Here is a 23,683-nt window from a genome sequence, read left to right on the forward strand (position 1 = left end):
ATCAGGAGGAATGACATCGATGAGCGAAATTCATACACTCATTCAGAAAAAAGTTGCTTTTTATGGAGCGGGGTCCATGGCCGAAGCGATTGCAAGAGGGCTCATTTCAAAAGGTGTGCTTTCTCCTACGTCCATCACCATGATGAACCGCAGCAATAAAGAACGTCTTCAAGAACTAGAAAATAAATATGGAGTCATTACGGTACGTGAAGCAGCTGCCAAAGAAGATGTGCTGCAAACGACTGATGTTATCGTCCTCTCGATGAAACCCAAAGATGCGGCGGAAGCCCTCCGTTATCTTGGACCGCTTCTATCCCCTGGGCAACTCGTGGTGTCGGTTATAGCCGGAATGACTATAGAAACAATGCAGACGCTTCTTGGCAAAAAACATCCGGTTGTCCGCACGATGCCAAATACGTCCAGTACGATTGGTCTCGGTGCAACCGGTATTGCTTTTTCAGAAGAAGTGAGTAACGAAGAGCAAAAGGTAGTCCGCACCTTATTTGAGGCGGTAGGCATTGTCACTATCGTCGACGAATCTACGATTGAAACCTTAACCGGAGTCTCAGGAAGCGGGCCCGCCTACATTTATTATATGATGGAATCCTTGATCGAAGCAGGTGTGAAGGGCGGACTTACTTTGGGGCAAGCCCGTGAACTAACCGTACAGACCGTACTTGGTGCAGCTCAAATGGTGCAGCAAACTGGTGAAAATCCGCAAGATTTACGCAAAAAAGTAACTTCCCCTAATGGTTCAACTGAGGCGGCTATCGGAGTGTTAGCTAAAGGGAATTTCAAAGAGACGGTTATTGCTGCTGTGGATCGCTGTGCAGAGCGTTCTCGTGAAATGGGCAATGCCTTAAAGGAGGAAATCAATTGAATTATTGTACAGCAACGTACCGGATTTACGATGATAAAGCGAATTTCCACAAAAAAGCAGAGTCCATTGCTGTCGGTATGACTGTGGGAAGCTGGACGGAATTACCGGAAGTAAAAAGAGAGGCAATGAAACAGCACTTAGGACAAGTGCTTGAAGTGCAAGTACATGAACCTGAAAACGCACAATCCGGAGAGCGTTACGGAGATGTAACGATTGCATATCCCGATATTAATTTCAGCAAAGACATCCCGGCACTGCTCGTTACGGTATTTGGAAAAATATCAATGGACGGCAAAATTAAGCTTATGCAGCTTGGTTTTTCTGATGCCTTTGCTTCCCATTTCCCAGGACCTAAGTTTGGTATTCAAGGGGTAAGAAACCTTCTCGGTGTACCGAATCGCCCGCTGCTGATGAGTATTTTTAAATCAGTGATCGGTCTTAATGCAGCAGAACTGCGGGAACAATTTCTGCGCCAGGCACTTGGCGGTGTGGATTTAATTAAAGATGATGAAATTCTATTCGAGAATGAACTGACTCCCATTGAAAAAAGGGTAGAAGTATGTATTCGAGCTGCGGAAGAAGCGAGTAAAGAAACCGGTAAAAAATTATTGTATGCAACAAATCTCACCGGTCCGACTTCTCGTCTACATGAGCAAGCTCGAAAAGCGATTGATGCAGGTGCTAACGCTCTTCTCTTTAATGTATTATCATACGGGTATGATGTCCTGCACGAACTGAGTAAAGATCCAGAAATTCCGGTACCGATTATGGCTCATCCCGCACTTGCTGGCGCTTATTATCCTTCTCCTTATCACGGTATCTCTGCATCTGTCCTGCTTGGACAGCTCATGCGTCTTGCGGGAGCCGATCTCGTTCTCTTCCCTTCGCCTTACGGATCTGTAACGATGCCGCGGGAAGAAAATATGGGAATTAAAGAACAGCTGTTAACCTCAGCGCTGTCCGTAAAACAAAGTATGCCTGTACCATCTGCCGGAATTCATCCTGGGCTTGTTCCACTGATCTTACAAGATTTCGGTACAGATGTTATTGTAAATGCAGGCGGGGGAATTCACGGTCATCCGATGGGTACAGAAGCTGGAGGACGTGCATTTGTTCAAGCGATTGAAGCAGCACAGCAAGGAATACCGCTTTCGGATTATGCCTCTACCCGTCCTGAGCTGAAAAGTGCCCTGCAACTTTGGGGAGGAGAAAAATAAGTGAGTAAAAAAACCGTTATTTTCTGCGATTTTGACGGAACGATCACGTTATCCGATAATATCGTAGCCATCATGAAGCATTTTCAGCCTGCCGGTTATGAGCCGATTATGAAAGATACGGTCGATCAGAAGATTTCTTTGCAACAAGGGGTAAGCGCCATGTTCGCTCTCATTCCTTCTGCGCAAAAGAATGAAGTGATCGAGTTTGTTCTAGGACAAGCGGGGATACGCGATGGCTTTACTGAGTTCCTTAGCTATGTACGTAACGAAGGGATAGAGTTTTATGTAACGAGCGGCGGTATGGATTTCTTTATTGATCCTCTGCTTGCTCCATTTGGGATTCCAAATGATCATATTTATTGTAACCGTGCTGATTTTACGGGAGATCATATTCAGATTCTTTGGCCTCATCCTTGTGAAGCCCCTTGCACGAATGATTGCGGGATGTGTAAAGCAACCATTATGCGTACATTCGATCCAAATTCCTATGAACGTATACTCATCGGTGACAGTCTCACAGACTTCCAAGGTGCTAAAATTGCTGACCTAGTCTATTCCCGTTCGATCTTGACGAAGAAATGTGAAGAGTTACAAGTTCCACATGTTCCCTTTACTACTTTCTTCGATATAGTAGAGGACTTACAATTGAAACGAGCTCAGGAGGCAATAAAATGACTTTTTCAGCTATCACCACAGAAGAAAAAAACCGTGTTCTCTCCGAACTAGCCGATGTAAAAGATGATTTTGCAAAAAGAGGCTGGTTTCCCGGCACAAGCGGTAATCTATCCATGCGTGTTGGAGATTTTGATCCCAAGCAGTTTCATTTTGCAGTTACCGCAAGCGGTAAAGACAAAGCAGCCCGCACACCGGAAGACTTCCTCTTTGTAGACAAGGATGGAAAAGCTTGCGAAGCGACCAACTTAAAACCTAGTGCGGAGACATTAATCCACTGCGAAATTTATCGTTTGACTGGCTGCGGGGCTGTTTTTCATGTACATACCGTGTTCAATAACCTGATCAGTGAATATTACGGTGACCAAGGTCATGTACCAATTCAAGGCATTGAACTTATTAAAGCTTTTAACATCTGGGAGGAAAATGCCACTATAGAGGTGCCTGTTCTTCCTAACTATGCACATATCCCTTCCATTGCCGAGCTGGTACCTGGCGTACTTCAGAAGAACGTTCCTGGGATCCTGCTTCGGAATCACGGCATTTATGTGTGGGGAAAAAACGCGTTTGAAGCAAGAAAGCATCTGGAGGCATTTGAATTCTTGTTTGAAGTAATGTACCGCCAACTTTTACTTAAGCATTTGCATTAACCTAAACTCATGCTACACGAAGGAATTTTGAATATAAAAAATGGACTTCACCCCCACTTGACGAAGTTTTCAAGTGACCAAACAAGAAAACCCAAGAGAGTGAAGTCAGTGTGCATACTCTCCGCACCTCATTCGAAATAATATATTACAAATATATCAACCATAGATTGTTCCCATTACATAGGTAACAGTCAATCAATATATCAACTATTAAAAGGAACTAGATGGTATCCGAGTTGGGTGCCATCTAGTTCCTTTTGGTATTCAAACATAGCTTTTACAGAGATACTTAACGTTCGAACTACTTAGCCCCCAGCGTAATCTTAAATACTTCGCCTGCTCCGCCGCCGAATACAATCAAACCATTTTTCGGCAGAACAGCGGTGCGACTACCGGTGGCAGTCGAAAGATTCACCGGCACTCCGTTCGCATCGTAAACGGCGAAGCCGCCACGCTGCGGCAGATCAACCGTCATGGTTCGGCTTACTGCACCCTCACCGACCTTAAACCATCTTGCGTTACCTGACGCCGGAATGCTGACATCAGAGGCTGAACCTGCGTAGATCGGCTTCACAGCCGCCTCGCTGATATAGGTCCGGCCATCGGCCTGCAAATATTCGATGTCATCTTTCCGGAAGAAGGTCAGGTCGGTGACATCCCGACCGTTCATCACTGGAATTTCAATGATATTTACCGCATGGTCGATGTCCATGATTTTTGCTCCGTTCGCATACCCGGCTTGCTTATCAAATGCAACCTTTTTTGTAAGGACCACCGGAGAGAGGTAGAACAGTGAATTAATCTTCTCATCTACCGCGTAATACGCCTTCCCGTTTCGCTCCTTCCAGGTATTCGTGACTGTACCACCCAGCTGATTGTCATTCAGTTTTTGCCATTCGTAATAGGCAATCACTGACTGCCCAATGCCGGGAAAGTCCAGGTAGCTCTTGACTCTAACGTACGTGTGTCCGTTCTTCTGTTCATCAAAACTGATAACTGTGATTCCATCCTTACTGGTAAATTCGTGGTCGCCGGTATATACATAGGTTTGCGCAGGAATCAACCCGTCCATCATCCCGGGAAGATCTACTTTCCCGTTGCCGACCGTAATCCGGAGCGTTGATCCAGCCGTTCCATACAAGCCGGAGTAAGATTTCAGGTTGTCTGGCATGTCTTTTTTAACGGAAACTTGAAAGGTCTTGTCTGGCTGAATCTTCGCTATGTCCCCTGTCTCCTTCAAGTACGCCAGTAGAATATTGGTCGCCGCAGCCGTATTCAGAATGGAAGAGCCGCCTGAGGTAAGCATCGCAATTGAAATGTCTTTTTCCGGCAGAGCGATGAGTGCGGAGTGATACATAATGGTATCTCCGCCTTTGGTCAATGCCTTGATGCCGTAATCGTCGAAAGGAGCCAGATCGACCGAATCCCAGCCGAGCCCATAGCTGAAGATGTTCGACTCGTCACTGACCCAGACGCCTTTGCGATATTCAGGTTGCTGCATGGCGGAAACCGACGCTTCGGACAGCAAATGGGGCCGTTCTCCCGTCAGTACTTCCGAGAACAGAGTCAATTCTTCTGCAGTCGAATAGATGCCGCCAGTTCCGAGCACGTTAGCGTTCTCTGTTGGCAGCTTTCCTTGAATACCCGGGAAACGAACCGGGTAAAGCCGGCTGCGATCAAAATCGTCGAGCGGCGTATTCGTAGAAGTTAGCTTCAGCGGACCGCTGATGCCTTGGGCCAGAAACTCGCTGTAACTCATGTTGCTCACCCGTTCGACCAGAATTTCCAACAATTGAAATCCGTCATTAGCGTAGACCGAATACTCACCCGGATCTGACTTCAATCGCTCGGAGCGAAGGTTTTCGAGCAGGCTGTCGTGATTCTCCGTATCATTGTCATTAAACAATATGCTGTTTTTGTAATGTGAACCATAGAGTCCCGCCGAGTGATTCATCAGCATACGGGGTGTGATTTGCTTGTACCTTACGTCAGCCATTTTGAACTCGGGAATATATTTTAGTAGTGGCTGATCAATATCCACCTTGCCAGCATCGGCAAGCATCATCGTTGCGGCGGTCACATACATTTTACTGACGGAGCCGATACCAAACATCGTATCCTCCGTAATCGGCGCTTTCTTTCCTGCCTCATTCACTCCGAGACCTCCCGAGAGAACAACTTTACCCTCGTCTCGGATTGCATATTGGACGCCGTTAACGCCATAGTTGCCGATAAGTGTCTCTACTATTTCGATCGCTTTCTTCCCGGCTAAGTCTCCTGTTACTGGTCCACTATTTGCCTGTGCCTTACTTTCTGCCACTGGCAGCACCAGCATCAGCGCAGCCATCACTGTCGCGCTCATCCGTTTCATCTTGTTCATCTTTCTACTCCCTCTCTCTGTTTCAGATTATTGTTCTGACTTCAGCATACAAGGGAAAAAGGCAGAAAAACCGAAAATGTCCTGAAACGAAAAAAAGAATCCCCGAATGGTATTATACCTGGGAATTCTTAGTGTCAAATGGCAGTACAACCATATTATCAAAGGTCTGAGACCCCGTTTCGATCGTCATATGACCGCCGTATTTATCGCAAATACGCTGAATGTTTGTCAGTCCAAAACCGTGGTGATCCGAGTCTGCTTTCCGGCTGTCCAAATCTGCCACCTCCCGGTCTACCTGATTGCGAATCCGGATGAATAGTGCAGCTTCGCTGGAACGGATGTGCAGCCAGATATAGCGGTCGGTAGTGATTTTCACTTTTTTCGAAGCCTCAATTGCATTATCAAGCATGTTGCCAAGCACCACGCACAGATCATAACGTTCAATCTCAAGTTCCCGGTCATATAGACGAAGCTCCGTAACCATTCTAATCCCGTTAGCCTGTCCGATGTTCAGTGCATTGGTCACCAATGCGTCGATCGCCAAATTACCAGTGTTCACTTTGGGATAGGCATGTTCGATCATGTTCAACGTCATCCGGATATGCTCGCTCGCTTCGGCTGTCCTCCCCCGTTCAATACATTCGTTCACATACAGAAAATGTTGGTTCGTATCGTGAATCATACCTTTGATTTTTTTGAAGCTGTGCACCGTTTTTTCATAATTGGCATCCTGGTAATCCATCTGATGCTGAAGCTGAGCATTCTCGTGTTGAAGTTGAAATCTGGCAATCACTGTATCGAGAATATAGACTACCAGAACATTCAGAACAATGAAACCGGACACCGACAGGAAATAATGGATATTTTTTTCGCTGTACACAGTCAGTACGTTCACCTGGTAAGCGCTTATAATCGGCACAATGAGAAACAGCAGGAAATACCGGAATTGCAGCGGATAACTTCTGCGTTTGGCGAAGAACCGGATAATCTGAATGACCGCGAACATTACTGTGCAGCTAAGCAAAAGACTAGAGGCAAATAACACTTGCCCAGATTCGAGGGTGAAGCTGGAATCTTCCGCTGCCACAGAGATTGAAGGATCCAGCAAAAACAAGCAAATGTTATTCACGAGCGTAAGCAGCACCGTATAAAGGACGGAAAATACGATTTTCAGACGAATGCTCGCCTCGTACCCCATAGATAGACAAAAGATTACTGCCAGCGCAATTAGCGAGGACCATAGCGATGAAAAATATACAGACAAATACACCATATTTAAGATAAGGAATGCAAGAATATACACCCATTTTCCCGGTTTGCTATATTCCTTGCCCAAGACGGAGTTAAAGTAAAAGTTCACTTGTACGGCCATGACCAGCGCGACACCTGTGTTCAGCAGCAGGAGACTGAGATGCATGTTTCAATCCCCCTTCATGACCATGAATTTAGTACAAGCATCCTTGACTTCCTTGACCTTAGACCGACCAATCGGAAGTTCCATTCCATTTGACATCACTACTTTACTGCCGGCAAATTTATGTACGTGAAGCAGATTAATCAGAATAGAGCGGTGAATCTGCAGGAACCTGCTGTTCTTCAATTCTGCTGCATAGCTTGAGATCAAACCACGGCCATCGTCGTAAACGGCATCGACGGTCGTGAACTTCAGCTTGCTTTTCACCGTCAAACTCTTAGTAGCTTCAATCGCGATAATATCATCCTGCCGCAGTACAATCTCCTCATACGACGATTTGATAATCAGAATATTCTGCTCACGATCCTGAAAATATTGGCACAGCTTCCACATCTTCATCTCAAAGATTTCCGGTTCGACCGGCTTAATTAGATATTGAAAGGTGACCACATCAAAGCTCTCCAGCATATATTCAGCATAACTTGTCAAGAATACAATCTGTTCGTCATACCGCTTCATCGCTCTTAGCTTCTGCGCGGTCTGAATACCGTTCAGCCTGCTCATTTCGATGTCAAGAATGAGAATGTGAAAGGGAGCTTTCCGATACTCATAATGCGCAATCAACAGTTCACCAGACTTAAACTCGATCACCTCAAACTCGACCCCTGCTTTTACAGATAAAGCGAGCAGCATCCGCCTGACCTGTTCTCTCTGCCGCTCATCGTCATCACATATGGCAATCCTATACATTTAGCCGCTCCTTACCGCTCGAATTTAGTTTATCATCAAGTATCTTGGACTTGGTTTCCTCAAACTCATTCTCTAAGCCAAACATAACATGAATCCCACCATTCAATTCCTGCTAATGTTCTAATTCCAACATAGTATCAAAGGCATTCAAAGCGTTTTTCTTTAAAGATGTAGTTTCCAACTTTACGTTATTTCCCCTTGTTGGCAGTATAATGGCCTCATAATATCTGATCGGCAATAGAATGGTCAAGCTATTAGTGAGTATCAATAACAAACCCGGTACGGGTACTGGGTTTGTTATGTGACCCTTATTTTATAATCAAGCCATTCAAACATTACTGAAATTTCTAAACCCATTAAAAGACTGTCTGATAACTTCTTCTCTGCTACTTACAGAATATACAAAATAACCGTAGAAACGCCTAGTCGGCTGTTCTACGATTATTTATCATCGTTTATATTACGCGAATTTACACTTTATCTTGATAAGAGGATAGATCCATATCACGTTCTAGTTCTCTGAGCAATCTTTCACCTTCATCTTCTTTATGTTTTGGAGAAAATAGCAACTTCAGCCCGCCACCGATCAAGAGAAGTGATACAACCAGGGTATTCATATAAGATTGAAGACTGTAAAAGACTTGTAGAGACTCAAAGCGGCTCTCAAGCTCTGGAATTACGAGTCTTAGCAAAATATAGTACACACCAAGGAATAACAAAGCTGCACCGATCCACCGCTGATAACGCGTCCACGCTTCGACTACCGGTTTATCGTATAAGGGTTCTCTTCCATATTTGCTCGCCTGCTGAAGCCCATCAAAGAAACTGTAGAACCAAATGACCGGTATCAGAAAGAGGAAGAGCGATAAATTCAGCAAGTCCAAAATATAGATACTCCCTAAAAAGATCACCATAAGCTGAAGCCCTCTTTTTTGAAGTCCTAAATACATCTGACCTGCCCCAGGGAAAGCAGCAAGTAACGTCGCGATTACCTTACTACGTTTACCATGACTGCGGCCGTGTTCCAACTGTTCAAACAATGTCTTATCCTCAAGAATTTCACCCGCTTGCTTACGATGCAGATGCTGAACCGCATCAAACATACAATACAGCCACATCACCGGCAGTAGAAGTAAAAATAATAGGATGACTTCTTCCCCTGAAATGAACGCCGTAAATAGTAGCATAATCGAGAGTCCGAAGAAGCCGATTAGAAAAGAAAGTCCGCGTTGCAATAGCCCCATGTGCAAATGTCCGAGTCCTGGGACGAACGATAAGAGAATCGTGAAAAACCGTTCACTTTCCTTTCCTTTTCCTTGATTCGGATATACGTATCCTTCGTGTGGCGGAAAACCAGGAGAAGGTCCCATCCCAGGTCCTTGATCGTGTTGCATGCCGTAGAAGGAATGATTAGGGTCTACGTTTGGATCTACTGCGGGCCCAGTTTGCCCGTACGTCTCTGCATTGGGAACATAGCCTGGATAACCCAGCGGATACAAAGAATGATCGGGTGCACGCAGTAGTTTAATGACCATATCGAACATACTGATAAGCCACAGAAATGCAGCCCCTAGTAACAGTACGAGAGCAAACTCCATTTCACTTCCAAGAGCAACTAAGAAAGCCAATCCTACCACTCCAAAAAACAAAAATCCATAAATAAAGCCTTTTATCCGGCTCTTATAATAATAATGTCCAAGTCCCGGCACAAAGTTAAGTAAAAAGGCAAGCAGTTTACTTCTGTCTTGCTGCATATTCATCTCATTGTCTCCCTTTCATAAAACGAATGTAAATCTATTCATTCTGGTTTGGTTTAAGCGTATCTAGCCAGCCTGTGGCTTTTTGGGTCAATATCTCACTATAAGAGGGTGTTGCTTGGGTCTCGATCTTGTATACATTACCAGGGGCCAACCGATCAAACACACCTGTAGATATAAAAATCACAGTTATCGAAGCGGCTACCATATAGTGAATCATTTTATGACTGAGAAGATGCTCCCACTGATGCTTGCCTGATTTCTTCTTTCTTTCTTCTCTTCTTACCATAGAACTAACTTGCTTCATGATCCGCTTGGTGAATGCCGTTTGATTTGGTATATCCGGAAAAGTAAACATTACGTTGTTCTTGTTTTGATGTTCCACTTGTTCATTTTGACTCAATAACTGAAGGGACATCAGATAGGAGGCTAGCGCTTCGTCATCTATAAGGAGCCGTTGTTCTAACTCTTCTCTCTCTGCTTGGGTAAGCGTCCCTTTGATATAACCCGCATAGCGGTCATTATTATGGTTATTCACGCCATTCTTCCTCCTTCCAATGTTGCCTTATCCATATTCTTGCTCGGTATAATCTAGATTCTACGGTTTTTACAGCAATACCGCATTCCTCCGCTATCTGCTCATAATTGTTTTCTTTTAGGTAATAGAGAATGATAATATCACGATACTTGGGAGGAAGCATTCTGATTTTTTGCAGCAATTCTCGTTTTTTTTCTTTCTTAAGCAATTGATACACCGTATCCGCATGCCGGTCAGGTATATGTATTACATCGTTCTCATGTCCCGCTTCGGTAACCACTCTGCGGCTCACTTTTCTCTTCATATCAATCGCTTTATTCAGTGCAATTCGTGTAATCCAAGTCTTAAACCCTTCCGATCGGTACTGGGGGAGAGATTTAAAGATTTGTACGAAAGCTTCCTGTGCGGCATCCTCAGCATCCTGAACATGATGAAGAACGGAATACGTAACTTGAAAAATATGTTTTCCGTATTGATTAATAAGTTCACGGTATTTCGCATGATCTCCTTGGACAATTTGTTCAATTAATCTAGCTTCATCAATGGTCTCTCTCCTCCTTCCCCATATAAGTAGACGTATGAACGAATCACATCCCTGCAAGTTTTATATAAAAGAAATATTTTTTTGAATTCTACCAACCTTTTATTCATATTATCGCGAAAAGAGCGAAAAAAGGCACCCCTTATAAAGGAGTGCCTTTTTTTACCTATATAATTAACGTCCACTATTACGGAAGCGGGCGGCGTATGCTTTTACATCCTCGGTTGTCTTAACCCTATTGCGACTCCATTCCAGTAATATACGATCAATATATCTGAAATGAACTTTCCCAGCAAACACAGCTTCCTTCAGAGCAAGTAATATCAACTCTTCAGGGTATCGATCCTGATCGATCCAGCCGGAGATCGTTTCATATTCCATGGGAGATAGAGGTCTGCCGAACTCATTCTCAAAAACCCGAAACATATTACGTTCTTCGACTTCTTCCATCGTTTGTCTTGAATTCTGCTGATAAGATAATGCTGCGGAATTTCGTGCAAAAGCAGGAGAAGATGATTCTTCCTGAAGACATTCCGCAAGTTTTACATATAATCCAAGCACATTATACCGCTCATATTGTATGCCACTCGCTTCATCCATATCCTCATCTATACTAACAAAACCATCTCTCATCAGCCTTTGCAAGCCACGAGCAACCTGATCCGGCGGTATGTTCATTCGAACTGCCAATTCCTCCAGCGTTGGAAAATCATTTCCCTCCAGCTGTTGAAATGATATCAGATGTTGAATCAGAAGCATTTCACCATCTGACAAACCAAGCCGGGTGTAATAACGGAGCAATGCATAAGGGAGCTGGACGCTCCCCATAGACATCCCGTAAGCAATACCTTTCACCCATGTACCCTCACCTGGTTCGCTCATTTACATACCTCCTACGATCCTTACGGATAAAGACGATACAGTGTGCGTGGGAATGGGATCGTTTCACGTACATGATCAAGTCCGCAAATCCAAGCTACTGTCCGTTCAAGTCCAAGACCAAACCCGGAATGAGGAACAGATCCGTATGTGCGGAGATCCAAGTACCACTGATAAGCTTCACGGGACAGATTATGTTCTTCAAAACGTTCTTCCATCAGTTTCGGATCATCAATACGCTGGGACCCGCCGATAATTTCGCCATATCCTTCCGGTGCGATCATGTCTGCACACAATACCACTTCTGGACGGTTCGGATCTGGTTTCATATAGAAAGCTTTAATTCCTGCTGGATAGTGAGTAATGAATACAGGTTTGTCGTATTTTTCGGCAATCGCTGTTTCATGAGGAGCACCAAAATCTTCACCCCATGGAATATCAAAACCTTCTCCTTGCAGGAAAGTAATTGCTTCATCATAAGTAATACGAGGGAATGGAGCTTGGATATTCTCAAGTTTGGAGATATCGCGGCCGATGCTTTCCAGCTCTTTTCGGCAGTTTTTCACTACCGACTGTACTACGTGTGAAATGAATTGTTCCTGGATACGCAAGCTTTCTTCATGATCCACAAATGCCATTTCCGGTTCAATCATCCAGAACTCAATCAAGTGACGTCGAGTTTTGGACTTCTCTGCACGGAAAGTAGGACCAAAGGAATAAACTTTACCAAGAGCCATTGCAGCTGCTTCCATATAAAGCTGACCGCTCTGTGTCAGGTATGCATCCTCATCAAAGTATTTGATGTGGAACAAGTTGGTTGTCCCTTCAGCAGAAGAAGGTGTCAGGATCGGAGGATCTACAATCGTAAATCCATTGGTATCAAAATACTCCTGAACTGCGCGGATAATTTCCGCACGAATCACCATAATTGCACGCTGTTTGTTCGAACGAAGCCACAAGTGGCGATGATCCATTAGGAAATCAACACCGTGTTCTTTCGGTGTAATTGGATAATTTTCAGTTAAATGAATAATTTCAATTCCTGTTACCGTAAGTTCATATCCAGACTGGCTGCGCGGCTCTTCACGAACCACTCCTGTTACATAAAGTGAACTTTCTTGAGTAAGAGATTTGGCGTTGTTCCAAATTTCTTCAGAAACTTCACTTTTCACTACAACTCCCTGGATATAGCCTGTACCGTCGCGAAGCTGTAAAAATTGAATTTTACCGCTGGAGCGCTTGTTATTAATCCAAGCACCGATCGTCACTGTCTCTCCAACATGCTTGCTGACATTGCGAATGTCACTTTTCGTGCTCATTCCGATCTCTCCCTGCTAATATAAGATTAATTATTGAGTTGCTCCTACAATACGATGTGTATCGCGTGCAATCACAAGTTCTTCATTCGTTGGAATCACGAGAACCTCTACTTTGGAATTTGCTGTAGAGATCCGGCGCGGTTCACCAGAACGGATTTTATTCAGCTCTTCATCAACCTCAATACCAAGATAAGTCAGCTGCTCCAGAACACGCTGGCGAAGTACAACGGAATTCTCTCCAACCCCTGCTGTAAAGACGATTACATCTACACCGTTCATCGCTGCAGCATAGGAACCAATGTATTTACGAAGACGGTACTCGTACATATTGAAAGCAAGGGTAGAGTTAGCTTCACCGTTCTCCATTCCTTCTGTAATCTCACGCATGTCGCTACTGATACCTGAGATTGCAAGCAATCCACTATGTTTGTTCAGCATGGAATTCACTTCATTAATCGTAAGATCTTCCTTGTTCATTACATAAGGTACGATCGCTGGATCGAGATCACCACTACGTGTTCCCATCATCAAACCTTCAAGAGGTGTCATTCCCATGGAAGTATCAACAGAAACTCCATTCTTAATTGCCGTCAAACTACCTCCGTTACCGACGTGACAAGTAATAATCTTCAAGTCTTCGATCGGACGATCAAGGAATTCTGCAGCTACTTGACTCACATACTCGTGAGAAGTACCATGCGCACCATAACGACGTACTTTGTACTTGTTATAAAGAACGCGTGGAATAGCATACAGGTATGCGTGTTCAGGCATCGTTTGATGGAATGCTGTATCAAATACAACAACTTGAGGAATACCTGGCATATTGACTTCAGCCGCATTAATACCCATCATCGCAGCTGGATTATGAAGCGGTGCAAGGTCGATCAGACGACGGATCTCTGCTTTTACTTCATCTGTTACAAGAGCTGATTCTTTAAAAGCTTCCCCGCCGTGTACTACGCGATGGCCAACTGCTTGAATTTCTGATATCGAGCTCATTACTCCATGAACTTCATGAGTCAATTTGTCGAGTACCTTACGAATAGCAGTTGTATGCTCTAGAATTTCACTAACTTCCGTAATTTCTTCTTTACCTGCAGGTTTGTGATTCAAAATTGAAGAATCCATACCAATACGTTCAACTAGTCCTTTTGCAAGAACTGTTTCGCTGGTCATGTCATACACTTGGTACTTCAGAGAAGAACTACCTGAATTAATAACTAAAATTTTCATACACGGTCACCATCCTTGTCGTACTTGAAGAAGCCTTCTCCTGTTTTCACGCCGAGTTGTCCAGCGCGCACCATTTTCTTAAGAACAGTAGACGGTCTATACTTCAGTTCGCCAAACTCACGGAACATTCCATCAAGGGCTGCATGAACAGAATCAAGACCGAAACGATCCGCCATTTCTAGTGGTCCATGTTGGAATTTGTAACCGATACGAACCGCTTCATCGATATCTTCTGCAGAAGCTACTCCCTCTTCAAGCAGGTGAAGAGCTTCATTAATGTGAAGACAGATTAGGCGAGAAGTAACAAATCCTGGGGACTCATAAACCATGATTCCTTTTTTGCCGAGTACTTCTTCTGCAAATTGTTTTGTTGCGTCGAACGTTTCATCAGATGTTTTAAGACCACGAATAATTTCAACCATATCAATGCTGGAAACTGGATGTGTCCAGTGTAGTCCAATCATACGCTCAGGCGTGTTAATTGCACCAGCAAGCTCCGTTAAGCTAAGAGTAGAAGTGTTACTTGTTAGAATAATATCTTTTCCAATTACTTCTTCGAGTTTTCTAAAGAGAACTTTCTTCTCTTCTAGATCTTCAGTGATGGTCTCTATGATCAAATCGCAAGCAGAAAGTTCCTCATAACTTGTCGTTTTATGAATTCGGGACAAGATCAATTTTTTCTCTGCTTGGGTGATAGCCCATTTCTCCAATTTCTTATCAAGCCCTGTTTCAATCATAGCTACTGAATGATCTAATTTCTCAGGGGTTTGTTCTACGAGCAAGACGTCAAGGCCTTTGGCTGCAAGCATTTCTGCTATACCTTGGCCCATTGTACCTCCGCCGATAACTCCTATTTTTTTAAACAACATGGTTACTGCTCCATCCCTTTCTTGGTCTCTTGTAATATTTTGTATTCTTCTTTGTCGAAAAATACATTTTATGACCCAACATCTAATAATATCTTAGCACGAAACAAAAGTAAAAAAAAATAACCAGCACATAGAATTATGCTGGTATTAATGTACTTTCTTTGAATAATTTGCGAAATTCATCACCAGATAACACTTCTTCTCTAAGCAGAATGCTTAATGATTGATCAAAGATAGGACCATGATCAATCAACAGCTGTTTTGTACGGGAGAAAAGGTCATTTAATATAGCTGAGTTTTCTTTCAGCATTTCCGCCTGTGAGACCATCTCAAGATGCACAATCCCGAGTTCTGTAAGTCCAGAGCTGATCATTGTTTTAACAATATCTAATGCTTGCTCAAAATCATTTCTGGAACCCGTACTGCGGCCCCCGTAGTAAATCTCTTCTGCCGCTGCACCGCCTAGTGCAATCATAATTTGAGCTTCTAAAAACTCTTTGGTGTATAAGTATTGTTCTTCTTGGGGGTTATGTCTTACATACCCTAGGGCTTGTCCACGCGGACTTAAGGCAACCTGGCCAACACTATTTGGACGTACGGCTTCAGCCGCAATGGCATGTCCTAATTCGTGCACTGCTACCCGTCTTTTCTCATCTTCATTTGATTCTCTGTCTGTTTTCTCACCCATCATAACCTTATCGATAGCCATGGATAGATGTTTTTGCGAAATATACTGACTATCATCCCGCATCGCATAAATCGCCGCTTCGTTCATTAAACTTTCCAGTTGTGCACCAGAGAAGCCATAGGACTCTTCTGCAATTTTGTCCATGTTAATGTTTTTATCAAGCGGCTTGTTTTTGGCATGCAGTTCAAGAATATGTCTGCGTCCTTTTTTATCCGGCAAGTCCACCTGGATATGTCTATCAAAACGTCCCGGACGAAGCAGGGCACTGTCGAGCATTTCTTTACGGTTGGTTGCCGCAATAATTAGAATACGCGGTGCATCGGATGTATAGATCCCATCCATTTCTGTCAGAAGCTGATTCAGAGTCTGATCGTATTCACGTTGTTGTCCGCCTTCTCGCTTCCCGCCAATAACATCGATTTCATCAATAAAAATAATTGCATTTTCTTTGTTTTCCTTGGCTGCTCGCGTTCTCGCATCACGGAACAATTCTCGAACACGTCCCGCACCCACACCTACATACATTTCTACAAATTCACTGCCTGATGTAGCAATAAACACTGAATTCGTGTAATGTGCAGCTGCTTTAGCCATGAGTGTTTTACCTGTTCCCGGAGGACCGGTTAACAAAATCCCTTTCAAAGGACGGATACCAAATTTCTGTATTTCCTCATGTCTGATTAGAAAATCAAGTGCTTCTCTAAGCTCCTGTTTAGCACTATCTTGACCGCCTATTTCCTCAAAAGTGAGCTTTCGAGGACCTGCCTTTTTTCGCTTTCTTTCACTGCTTGCACCGACGGTCAGGCCGCCGCGCATCTGCATGAGAAGAAAAACACCTCCAACAAGAAGCCCCATAAGCAATAAAGGAACTACATTCACCCCAATATAGACGAGAAATAAAAAAATGACGGGCACCGCGCCAATCAAGATTTCTTTGGTCCATTTAGGCATTTGGCCATACCCCCATCGTTGCCGACTGTCTCGGCAAAATAATAAACTTGCTTGCCTCTCCATCCGATAGACTTACATACACATTTTGATCATCCATATCGTAATCTACTTGTATGCTGCCATCACTCATTTTCTGCAGTTCTTCTGGAATCTGAGTATATTGCCTAGTTTCCATTGCTTCTGCTACCGTAAACAGGGCGCTTGACCAAAATTCATCGAGTTCCTCTGTAGAATGATTTTTCACGTCAAGTTTAAGTTTTTTTCCCTTGATATACTGACTTCCATCTGTATGAATAAGTTCAACTAGACCCCTTAGATTCGTTTGTGGCTCCAAATCGAGATTCAAATTCACTTCCTTTGGGGTAATATCTATTTGAACATTGTTGACACCTTCGTATGCTGAAACCAATTTTTCAATCGGTTTAAACATGGCCACCTGACGATACACAAACCAACCGCCAAACAGCAGTGTTGCAGTAACAAACAAAGATACCGCAATTGGAATGGGACGTAATTTCAAGTGACAACCTCCCTTATTTTTCGTCTTTTTACTGTAAATAAAATCTATAAATATAGCATAACATACTGTAAGCGTGAAATCTAAACTATGCAACATTTTCTATCTCACAATAATAAAAACCCCGAATGAACTTGATCAAGTTCATCCGGGGTTTATTTGTTATATCAACTTTTACGAATTAATTAGGCAATTGATATCCATTACCTATTTCGGTTCCATCACTAAATTGATAGAATCGGTACACATATTTGCCCTCTTGCTTATAAAAAAGTTGCCATACATAAGTTTTATTGTAGTAACTTGGATGCAAATGAATAATCTCAATATCGCCTAACTCTGAAGCGATTTTGGCGTACATTTCATCTTCAGAAATACTATTATCAATGAGTTCGCTATGAACACTATTTTCTCCAGTGACTGGCTTATGATCCAATCCGAACTGTACCCAGACCATAATCGGCTTATTCTCGCTGCTCATGCCTTCTATCGTCCAATAAATCGAATCTTCTCCCCAAACGGACTTTTGTGTTTTTGTAACCGACGTAAGCTGCGCCTGTTGCTCTGCAATCGACACCGCCAGGTCCCTTTCCGCCCACTGATCTTTCATTACGTAAACATAAAATTGATAAATTCCAAATAAGATTAGTAATACCGTAAGAATACTAATGTATATCCATTTTTTTCTATTTCTCCTCAAGGCGGGACTCCCTTCTCACCCTTCGTCCGTTAGCGGGCTTTCAGTCCTTTAAATGCAGATTCTGCTTCTCGTTTAATACGTTCTTCATCTAAAGTAAGAGCTTCTCCATCTTTTAACAACTGTTTGCCATCTACCCATACATGTTTGACGTCTTTAGCACTTGCAGAGTATACAACATGAGAGATCAAATCGGAATACGGCAAAAAGTGCGCCTGATCTAAATCAATCGCTACAAAATCTGCTTTCTTGCCTACTGCAAGCGTCCCCGTATCTTCAACGTAGATCGATTTCGCTCCATATTCCGTTCCCATACGAAGAGCTTCTGTCGCTGGAACAGCCGTGGGGTCACCAGAGACTCCTTTATGAATAAGAGCAGCCAGACGCATTTCTTCAAACATGTCCAGATTATTATTGCTTGCAGGTCCATCCGTTGCTAACGATACAACAACCCCAGCCTTCAATAACTCCGGAACTCGAGCTACACCGCTGGCTAGTTTCAAGTTACTTCCTGGATTGTGCGCTACAGCAACATTATATTTAGCAAGGATCTCAATTTCTTCATCCGTTAAATGAACGGCATGCGCCACGAGGGATGGACGTGAGAAGAAGCCCAATTTCTCTAAATGAGCTACCGGACGGACCCCATAATCCTTCACATTCTGCTCTACTTCTGCCTTGGTTTCAGACATGTGCGTATGGAGCGGCAGGTCTAAGTCATGTGCAGCCTGAACAAATTTTTCAATAAACTCAGGACCACATGTGTACGGTGCGTGAGGAGATAGCATCGTCGTAATTCTGCCACTCGCCTGTCCGTTCCATTCCTTAGCAAAAGAAGTTGCTTCCGCAAGTTTAGAAGCTCGCAGTTCATCTGAACCGAATCCAATAACACCCCGCATCAGGCTTGCACGTATGCCCGACTCTTCAACTACCTTAGCTACTTGATTCATCTGATCATACATGTCAAGAAAAGCGGTTGTACCCCCTTTAATCATCTCAAGGATCGACAAGGACGCTCCCCAATACACATCGTCTGCTGTAAATTTCTCTTCCATTGGCCACATCTTCTCTTGAAGCCAAATTTGGAGTGCAAGATCATCCCCATAACCTCTCAGAAGTGACATCGCAGCATGACCATGTGTGTTGATCAGACCGGGAATAAAGAGTAGATTTTTCCCGTCAAAAGCTGTTGTTTCTTCTTCCCCCTCAGGGAGTTTCTCGCCTATGTAGGCAATCTTATCATTCTCAACAAGCATATAACCTTTAACGATTCGCCATTCTGGATCACTAACTGCAAATTGTCCATTTTTTATAAGCCATTTAGGACTTGTCATCTTCTATTTCTTCCTTTCCTTCTTCGCTCTCAAGATAATAAGCAAGGCTTAAGAGATCGGTTGTGAAATCAGCCGTGTGAATCCGAATATGTGGCGGAGCTTTGATGATGATGGGCGCAAAATTAAGAATAGCCTCTATACCTGCTTCAACCATACAATCCGCTACACGCTGAGCTTCAAAATCAGGTACTGTAATAATTCCGATCCGAATATTACGTTCCTTTACTGTATTCTGTAACTCTTCCATTGGCTGAACCGTAAGTGTATTAATCATAGTTCCAATTTTTTTATCATACGAGTCAAATACAGCAACAATCTTCATATTGTCTTTTACATAGCGGTTATAGTTAGACAACGCTTGACCGAGATTACCTGCCCCCACGAGAGCAACATTAATGACTTGATCAATTTTGAGAATTTGACGGATTTTATCAATAAGATAAGCGACATCATATCCGATTCCCTTCCGTCCAAAATCACCAAAATAAGCTAAATCCTTGCGGATTTGTGCTGGATTCAGATCCAATTTAAGTCCGAGTTCTTGAGATGATACCGTTGTAACTTCTCTTTTGTACAGCTCCTGTAAATAACGCAGATAAACGGGCAGCCGACGAACGACTGCCTCTGAAATTTTATCCGACTTCAATGTGAACTCCCCCTTACATCAAAAACACAATTTCTTATCTTCCGTCTGTTTCTTTATTCGTTTCATGTTCCATCAGCCATTCACTAATCCGTGGCACCATCTTATCGGTAACCATATGTTCCATTTTTGGACCTGGCAGAGAGTATAAAAAGTACTTTCCGTAATAAGATTCAATAACCCTTGTATCGTAAACAATAACGATGCCTCTGTCCTTTGATGTACGAACAAGCCGTCCAAAACCTTGTTTAAACCGGATCACGGCCTGCGGAACAGAAAGTTTCATAAAAGGATTTTTCTTTTCTTTTTCCAAAAGTTCACTTTTTGCTTCCACCACTGGATGGCTAGGCGGCTGGAAAGGTAGTCGCACGATCGCAAGGCACGTTAAAGCTTCTCCCGGAATATCTACGCCTTCCCAAAAGCTACTTGTCCCGAGCAATACAGAAGCCTTAGCCTCTTGGAACCGGCGTGTAAGTTTGGTTCGACTGCCTGTATCTACCCCTTGTCCAAGCACAGTAATGTCACTAGCTGCAAGTGCTTCTTTTAGAGGTTCATGGACTTGTCTCAGCATACGATAGGACGTAAACAACACCAACATTCTGCCTTTGGTTGCCTTCGCTGTCTCTGCTAGTGAAGTCACAAGCATACTTACAAAGTGATCATCCCCTACACTTCCTTTTACACTCGGAAAATCTCGAGGAATGACCAAAAGCGCCTGATCCCTATAATTAAATGGCGATGGAAGTAAGGACGTCATAAGTCTGCCTTTTTCCTGTGCTTCTAAAAGCCCTAGTTGATCGATCATAAACTGAAATGACTTGTCTACAGATAACGTAGCAGAGGTCAGGATCACACTGTGTTTTTTATCGAAAAACAGTTCTTTTAAATGCGAACTTACATCAACAGGGACTGCGTACAGCTGAAGAGACTTACTTCTAAACTGACCGCTTGCTTCAAGCCAGTATACGGTGCCTGTATCATCAAGCCGCATAAAGAGTCTGAGATTGTCCCTCAGCTCTGCTAAGTCTCTGACAAGACCCGTGATATCTGTAATTAAACTATCCGATGCATAATCGTCTAATTCTTCTCTCACTTCTCCAAGCAGCTTATCTGCTTTGCGTACCATTTCGCCTACTGTGACATAAAACTGATTTTCGTGTTTTGAGATTTTGTCCCATGCTTTTGGCTTAGCCTGCGGCTTCAGTCTAAGTGAAAACTGTCCAGAATCTCCTGGTGCAGCATCCATTCTCTCTGGTAACAGCCTAAATAACATATCACTCAGTGTATCCCATTCTTCCTTCGCTTCCAGGGCAAATGGAAACAACTCGTCAATAGCTGAAGTCCATTCCACGTATTTCTCATGTCCTGACTGATTGATCTGTTGACGAAGTGCAGGAAATTGACCATTACGGCTATCCTTAAACAGCCTTGTTAGCGTATGGACCACTGAGAAATATTTCATATGCATCCCCAGATGTTTACCAGCTACGTCTTCTAGATGATGAGCCTCATCAATAACTAGGTAGTCATAACTTGGGAGCAGTTGATGACTGGCTTTCACATCCGTAAACAGTTTGGAGTGATTTGTAATTACAACATCTGCAATACCCGCTTCATGACGTGCCCGATGATAGAAACATTTTTTGAACCACGGACAGCTCCGTCCTAAACAGGATTCAGACTCACTTTGCACAGTCTCCCAGAAATCGGTTCCCCGGTGGCTTAAGTTTAGTTCTTCATCATCTCCAGTTTCGGTTTGCGTGAGCCAAACGAGCATCTGAGCAGCAGTAAATACGTCTTCTTTGGGTGTAGCAAATTCTTTGTTATTCAGCTTCTGTTCAAACTTACGCAGACAAAGATAATGTCCACGGCCTTTGAAGATCGCTGCTTTAAAAGGAAAAGGAACGACTTTCGTTAACAGAGGTAGATCACGCTCTCGCAATTGTTCCTGCAAATTTATGGTATGTGTACTTACCGTAACCTTGGTCTCCTGCTTTACGCTTTGGTAAATAGAAGGTAACAAATATCCAAGTGATTTCCCTGTTCCTGTTCCCGCCTCAATTAATAAATGCTTGTCTTCATAAAGAGCTTTATTGACTTCATCGAACATCATATTCTGTGCTTCCCTTTGTTCATAGTTGGGAAGTTTTTCTTTTAAATTCTGCTGTACCTTCTCCATATACTCGCTAAACGATTCATTCTCCAAAGGATTCGGTGCACGTTCGTCCCGTGGCGGAGCAATCGTAGACCAATCATCAATGGCAAGCGCAAGTTGCCTGTAGTATTTCTGGCTGTCCAGGTCCTGAATCGGCTCGCTTTCCTTCTCTGCCAATAGTCCATCCAAAAACCATCCAAAATCACTTTCCTCTGCAGGAAAGAGATCTGTAAGGCGCTGCAGTGTAATCAAAGGTAAGCCTCTGAGTTCTTCGATGCTTTTCAGAAATACATGTGCGGTTGCCAGTGCATCACTATCCGCTTGGTGCGGTCTGTCATGTTCAAATCCAAATTCAGATGAAACATAACCTAACTGGTAAGAGGAAAGCGAAGGAAAACAAATTTTCAAGAAGTCCATCGTATCCAAAATACGGCCTGTAAATGGCAGGTATCCGCATCGATCTAACGCATTTTGCAAAAAGTAAAAATCAAAAGCTACATTATGGCCAACCAATACAACATCATTTAACAATGGAACAAGTTCCATCATCATTTCTTCAAGATGAGGTGCATCTTTGACATCGTCGTCCGAAATTCCAGTAAGTCCAGTTATAAAAGGTGGAATGGGAACGCCGGGATTGACATAAGAGCTATAGGTCTCTTTTATACTTAAATCATGATCTATTATGGTAAGTCCAACCTGGGTGATTTCACCGTCAGACTGGGTACCTGTTGTCTCAAAATCAAGCACAGCAAATTTCATTACAATTAAACGTTCCCTTCATCCAGTCTCTTTAGTAGCATAGCAAAAAAAAAGACTTTTGAACATTAGACACAAAAAAAGACGATGTCAAATAAAGAGACATCGCCTTTTTGATGCACTGCCTTTTGATGCCTCTCTAGGAGAGAGCAAGCAACTTCGTTCCATAATGGAGTTTTCCGCTATTTGATCTGCATGCTTCCAGATTGTACAGCGGCTCTTGCAAACTTGGATCAAGCTTTAGAGAAAGTGCAAAACAGGAAAGAGCTTTCTCCAGATCCGTGTGTTTGGCATGGATGCATCCAAGTGCATTATATGCCAGCGCTTTTAACCTAGGCTGATCGCTGTTCAGCAAAATTCGATTCAGTTCCTTTGCGGCGACATGTGTTTCTTCTAAATGAAGATACGACACAGCTAAGTACAGACGAGACATTAAACTTTCCGGGTACAATTCAACGACTCTGTTAAATTCTTCAGCCGCGTGCTTATACATAAGAAGCTTAAAATAACCCTGTCCTTTGACAAAAGATTGAAGCTTAAGTTCTGGAATCATGGCGAAGGGATCAGTTCCACGGAACAAACCGCTTTCCCGGATCCGAGCCATTTTTTCTTCAAATGACATCCACTCATCCATAATTCCATCACTCATCTGTTTTAGCAAATTCCACTTTCGTAACATCTCTTGTTTCTTAACGGCAGGTGCAACAGAATAATACTTCTCAATCTCGTCGAGCGCATCATTCATTTCGGCGAATAAATGTTGGAACATGGCTTGCATCCCACCCTCGGTAAAATGGATTAGTGCAGTAACCTAATCACATTTTCTGCGTAAAGGGC

Annotated in this window: 21 protein-coding genes; 4 read left to right on the plus strand and 17 right to left on the minus strand. The window is 43.3% G+C overall.

Going from position 1 to position 23,683, the window contains the following annotated elements:
* Window positions 1-10 precede the first annotated feature (10 nt).
* Genes proC through ACWPWY_RS11245 form a run of 4 tightly spaced genes read left to right on the plus strand, consistent with a single transcriptional unit; the run spans window position 11 to window position 3,419 of the window.
* On the plus strand, window positions 11-880 hold the full coding sequence (gene proC, locus ACWPWY_RS11230; protein WP_454191775.1) for a pyrroline-5-carboxylate reductase: 870 nt from the start codon (window positions 11-13) through the stop codon (window positions 878-880).
* Entirely contained in the window at window positions 877-2,097 is a 1,221-nt protein-coding gene (locus ACWPWY_RS11235) for a 2,3-diketo-5-methylthiopentyl-1-phosphate enolase (protein ID WP_454191776.1), read from the plus strand. Before proC ends, ACWPWY_RS11235 begins: the two co-directional genes overlap by 4 nt.
* The gene (locus ACWPWY_RS11240; protein WP_454191777.1) at window positions 2,098-2,772 is read left to right on the plus strand and encodes a 2-hydroxy-3-keto-5-methylthiopentenyl-1-phosphate phosphatase; all 675 of its coding nucleotides are present in this window, start codon (window positions 2,098-2,100) and stop codon (window positions 2,770-2,772) included.
* Window positions 2,769-3,419 carry a methylthioribulose 1-phosphate dehydratase gene (locus tag ACWPWY_RS11245; protein WP_454191778.1) on the plus strand — a complete coding sequence of 217 codons (651 nt, stop codon included), beginning with the start codon at window positions 2,769-2,771 and terminating at the stop codon, window positions 3,417-3,419. Before ACWPWY_RS11240 ends, ACWPWY_RS11245 begins: the two co-directional genes overlap by 4 nt.
* 301 nt (window positions 3,420-3,720) lie before the next feature.
* Here ACWPWY_RS11245 and ACWPWY_RS11250 read toward each other — a convergent pair whose 3' ends face one another.
* From ACWPWY_RS11250 to ACWPWY_RS11330, 17 genes are all read right to left on the minus strand, one after another.
* A complete protein-coding gene (locus tag ACWPWY_RS11250) occupies window positions 3,721-5,790 on the minus strand; it encodes a serine hydrolase domain-containing protein (RefSeq protein WP_454192861.1) in 2,070 nt (689 codons plus the stop codon).
* 121 nt (window positions 5,791-5,911) lie between these two features.
* Window positions 5,912-7,216, minus strand: coding sequence for a GHKL domain-containing protein (locus tag ACWPWY_RS11255; protein ID WP_454191779.1), 1,305 nt, complete (start codon window positions 7,214-7,216; stop codon window positions 5,912-5,914).
* A 3-nt stretch (window positions 7,217-7,219) separates the two neighbouring features.
* The gene (locus ACWPWY_RS11260; protein WP_454191780.1) at window positions 7,220-7,963 is read right to left on the minus strand and encodes a LytR/AlgR family response regulator transcription factor; all 744 of its coding nucleotides are present in this window, start codon (window positions 7,961-7,963) and stop codon (window positions 7,220-7,222) included.
* A gap of 470 nt (window positions 7,964-8,433) precedes the next feature.
* Entirely contained in the window at window positions 8,434-9,717 is a 1,284-nt protein-coding gene (locus ACWPWY_RS11265; protein ID WP_454192862.1) for a multi-tm2 domain protein, read from the minus strand.
* Between the two features lie 40 nt (window positions 9,718-9,757).
* Window positions 9,758-10,258, minus strand: a complete 501-nt coding sequence (locus ACWPWY_RS11270; RefSeq protein ID WP_454191781.1) for a hypothetical protein — start codon at window positions 10,256-10,258, stop codon at window positions 9,758-9,760.
* Window positions 10,251-10,859 carry an RNA polymerase sigma factor gene (locus ACWPWY_RS11275; protein WP_454191782.1) on the minus strand — a complete coding sequence of 203 codons (609 nt, stop codon included), beginning with the start codon at window positions 10,857-10,859 and terminating at the stop codon, window positions 10,251-10,253. The genes ACWPWY_RS11270 and ACWPWY_RS11275 overlap by 8 nt, the downstream gene beginning before the upstream one ends.
* Before the next feature lie 114 nt (window positions 10,860-10,973).
* Window positions 10,974-11,681 (minus strand): DnaD domain protein, encoded by a 708-nt coding sequence (locus ACWPWY_RS11280; protein WP_454191783.1) that lies wholly within the window; start codon window positions 11,679-11,681, stop codon window positions 10,974-10,976.
* 20 nt (window positions 11,682-11,701) lie between these two features.
* Complete coding sequence (gene asnS / locus ACWPWY_RS11285) at window positions 11,702-12,997, minus strand: asparagine--tRNA ligase (protein WP_454191784.1); 1,296 nt, start codon at window positions 12,995-12,997, stop codon at window positions 11,702-11,704.
* 30 nt (window positions 12,998-13,027) lie between these two features.
* A complete protein-coding gene (locus tag ACWPWY_RS11290; RefSeq protein WP_454191785.1) occupies window positions 13,028-14,233 on the minus strand; it encodes an acetate/propionate family kinase in 1,206 nt (401 codons plus the stop codon).
* On the minus strand, window positions 14,230-15,102 hold the full coding sequence (locus tag ACWPWY_RS11295; protein ID WP_454191786.1) for a 3-hydroxyacyl-CoA dehydrogenase family protein: 873 nt from the start codon (window positions 15,100-15,102) through the stop codon (window positions 14,230-14,232). Before ACWPWY_RS11295 ends, ACWPWY_RS11290 begins: the two co-directional genes overlap by 4 nt.
* Window positions 15,103-15,238: 136 nt before the next feature.
* A complete protein-coding gene (locus ACWPWY_RS11300; RefSeq protein WP_454191787.1) occupies window positions 15,239-16,741 on the minus strand; it encodes an AAA family ATPase in 1,503 nt (500 codons plus the stop codon).
* Window positions 16,734-17,261, minus strand: coding sequence for a hypothetical protein (locus ACWPWY_RS11305; protein ID WP_191799284.1), 528 nt, complete (start codon window positions 17,259-17,261; stop codon window positions 16,734-16,736). The genes ACWPWY_RS11300 and ACWPWY_RS11305 overlap by 8 nt, the downstream gene beginning before the upstream one ends.
* A gap of 178 nt (window positions 17,262-17,439) precedes the next feature.
* On the minus strand, window positions 17,440-17,958 hold the full coding sequence (locus tag ACWPWY_RS11310) for a cell wall elongation regulator TseB-like domain-containing protein (protein ID WP_454191788.1): 519 nt from the start codon (window positions 17,956-17,958) through the stop codon (window positions 17,440-17,442).
* A 29-nt stretch (window positions 17,959-17,987) separates the two neighbouring features.
* Complete coding sequence (locus ACWPWY_RS11315) at window positions 17,988-19,289, minus strand: amidohydrolase (protein ID WP_454191789.1); 1,302 nt, start codon at window positions 19,287-19,289, stop codon at window positions 17,988-17,990.
* The gene (locus tag ACWPWY_RS11320) at window positions 19,276-19,935 is read right to left on the minus strand and encodes a redox-sensing transcriptional repressor Rex (protein WP_454191790.1); all 660 of its coding nucleotides are present in this window, start codon (window positions 19,933-19,935) and stop codon (window positions 19,276-19,278) included. Before ACWPWY_RS11320 ends, ACWPWY_RS11315 begins: the two co-directional genes overlap by 14 nt.
* A 34-nt stretch (window positions 19,936-19,969) precedes the next feature.
* On the minus strand, window positions 19,970-22,849 hold the full coding sequence (dinG, locus tag ACWPWY_RS11325; protein WP_454191791.1) for an ATP-dependent DNA helicase DinG: 2,880 nt from the start codon (window positions 22,847-22,849) through the stop codon (window positions 19,970-19,972).
* 136 nt (window positions 22,850-22,985) lie between these two features.
* Window positions 22,986-23,615, minus strand: a complete 630-nt coding sequence (locus tag ACWPWY_RS11330) for a tetratricopeptide repeat protein (RefSeq protein WP_454191792.1) — start codon at window positions 23,613-23,615, stop codon at window positions 22,986-22,988.
* Window positions 23,616-23,683: the final 68 nt, after the last annotated feature.

The organism is Paenibacillus sp. Marseille-Q7038 (assembly GCF_965111595.1).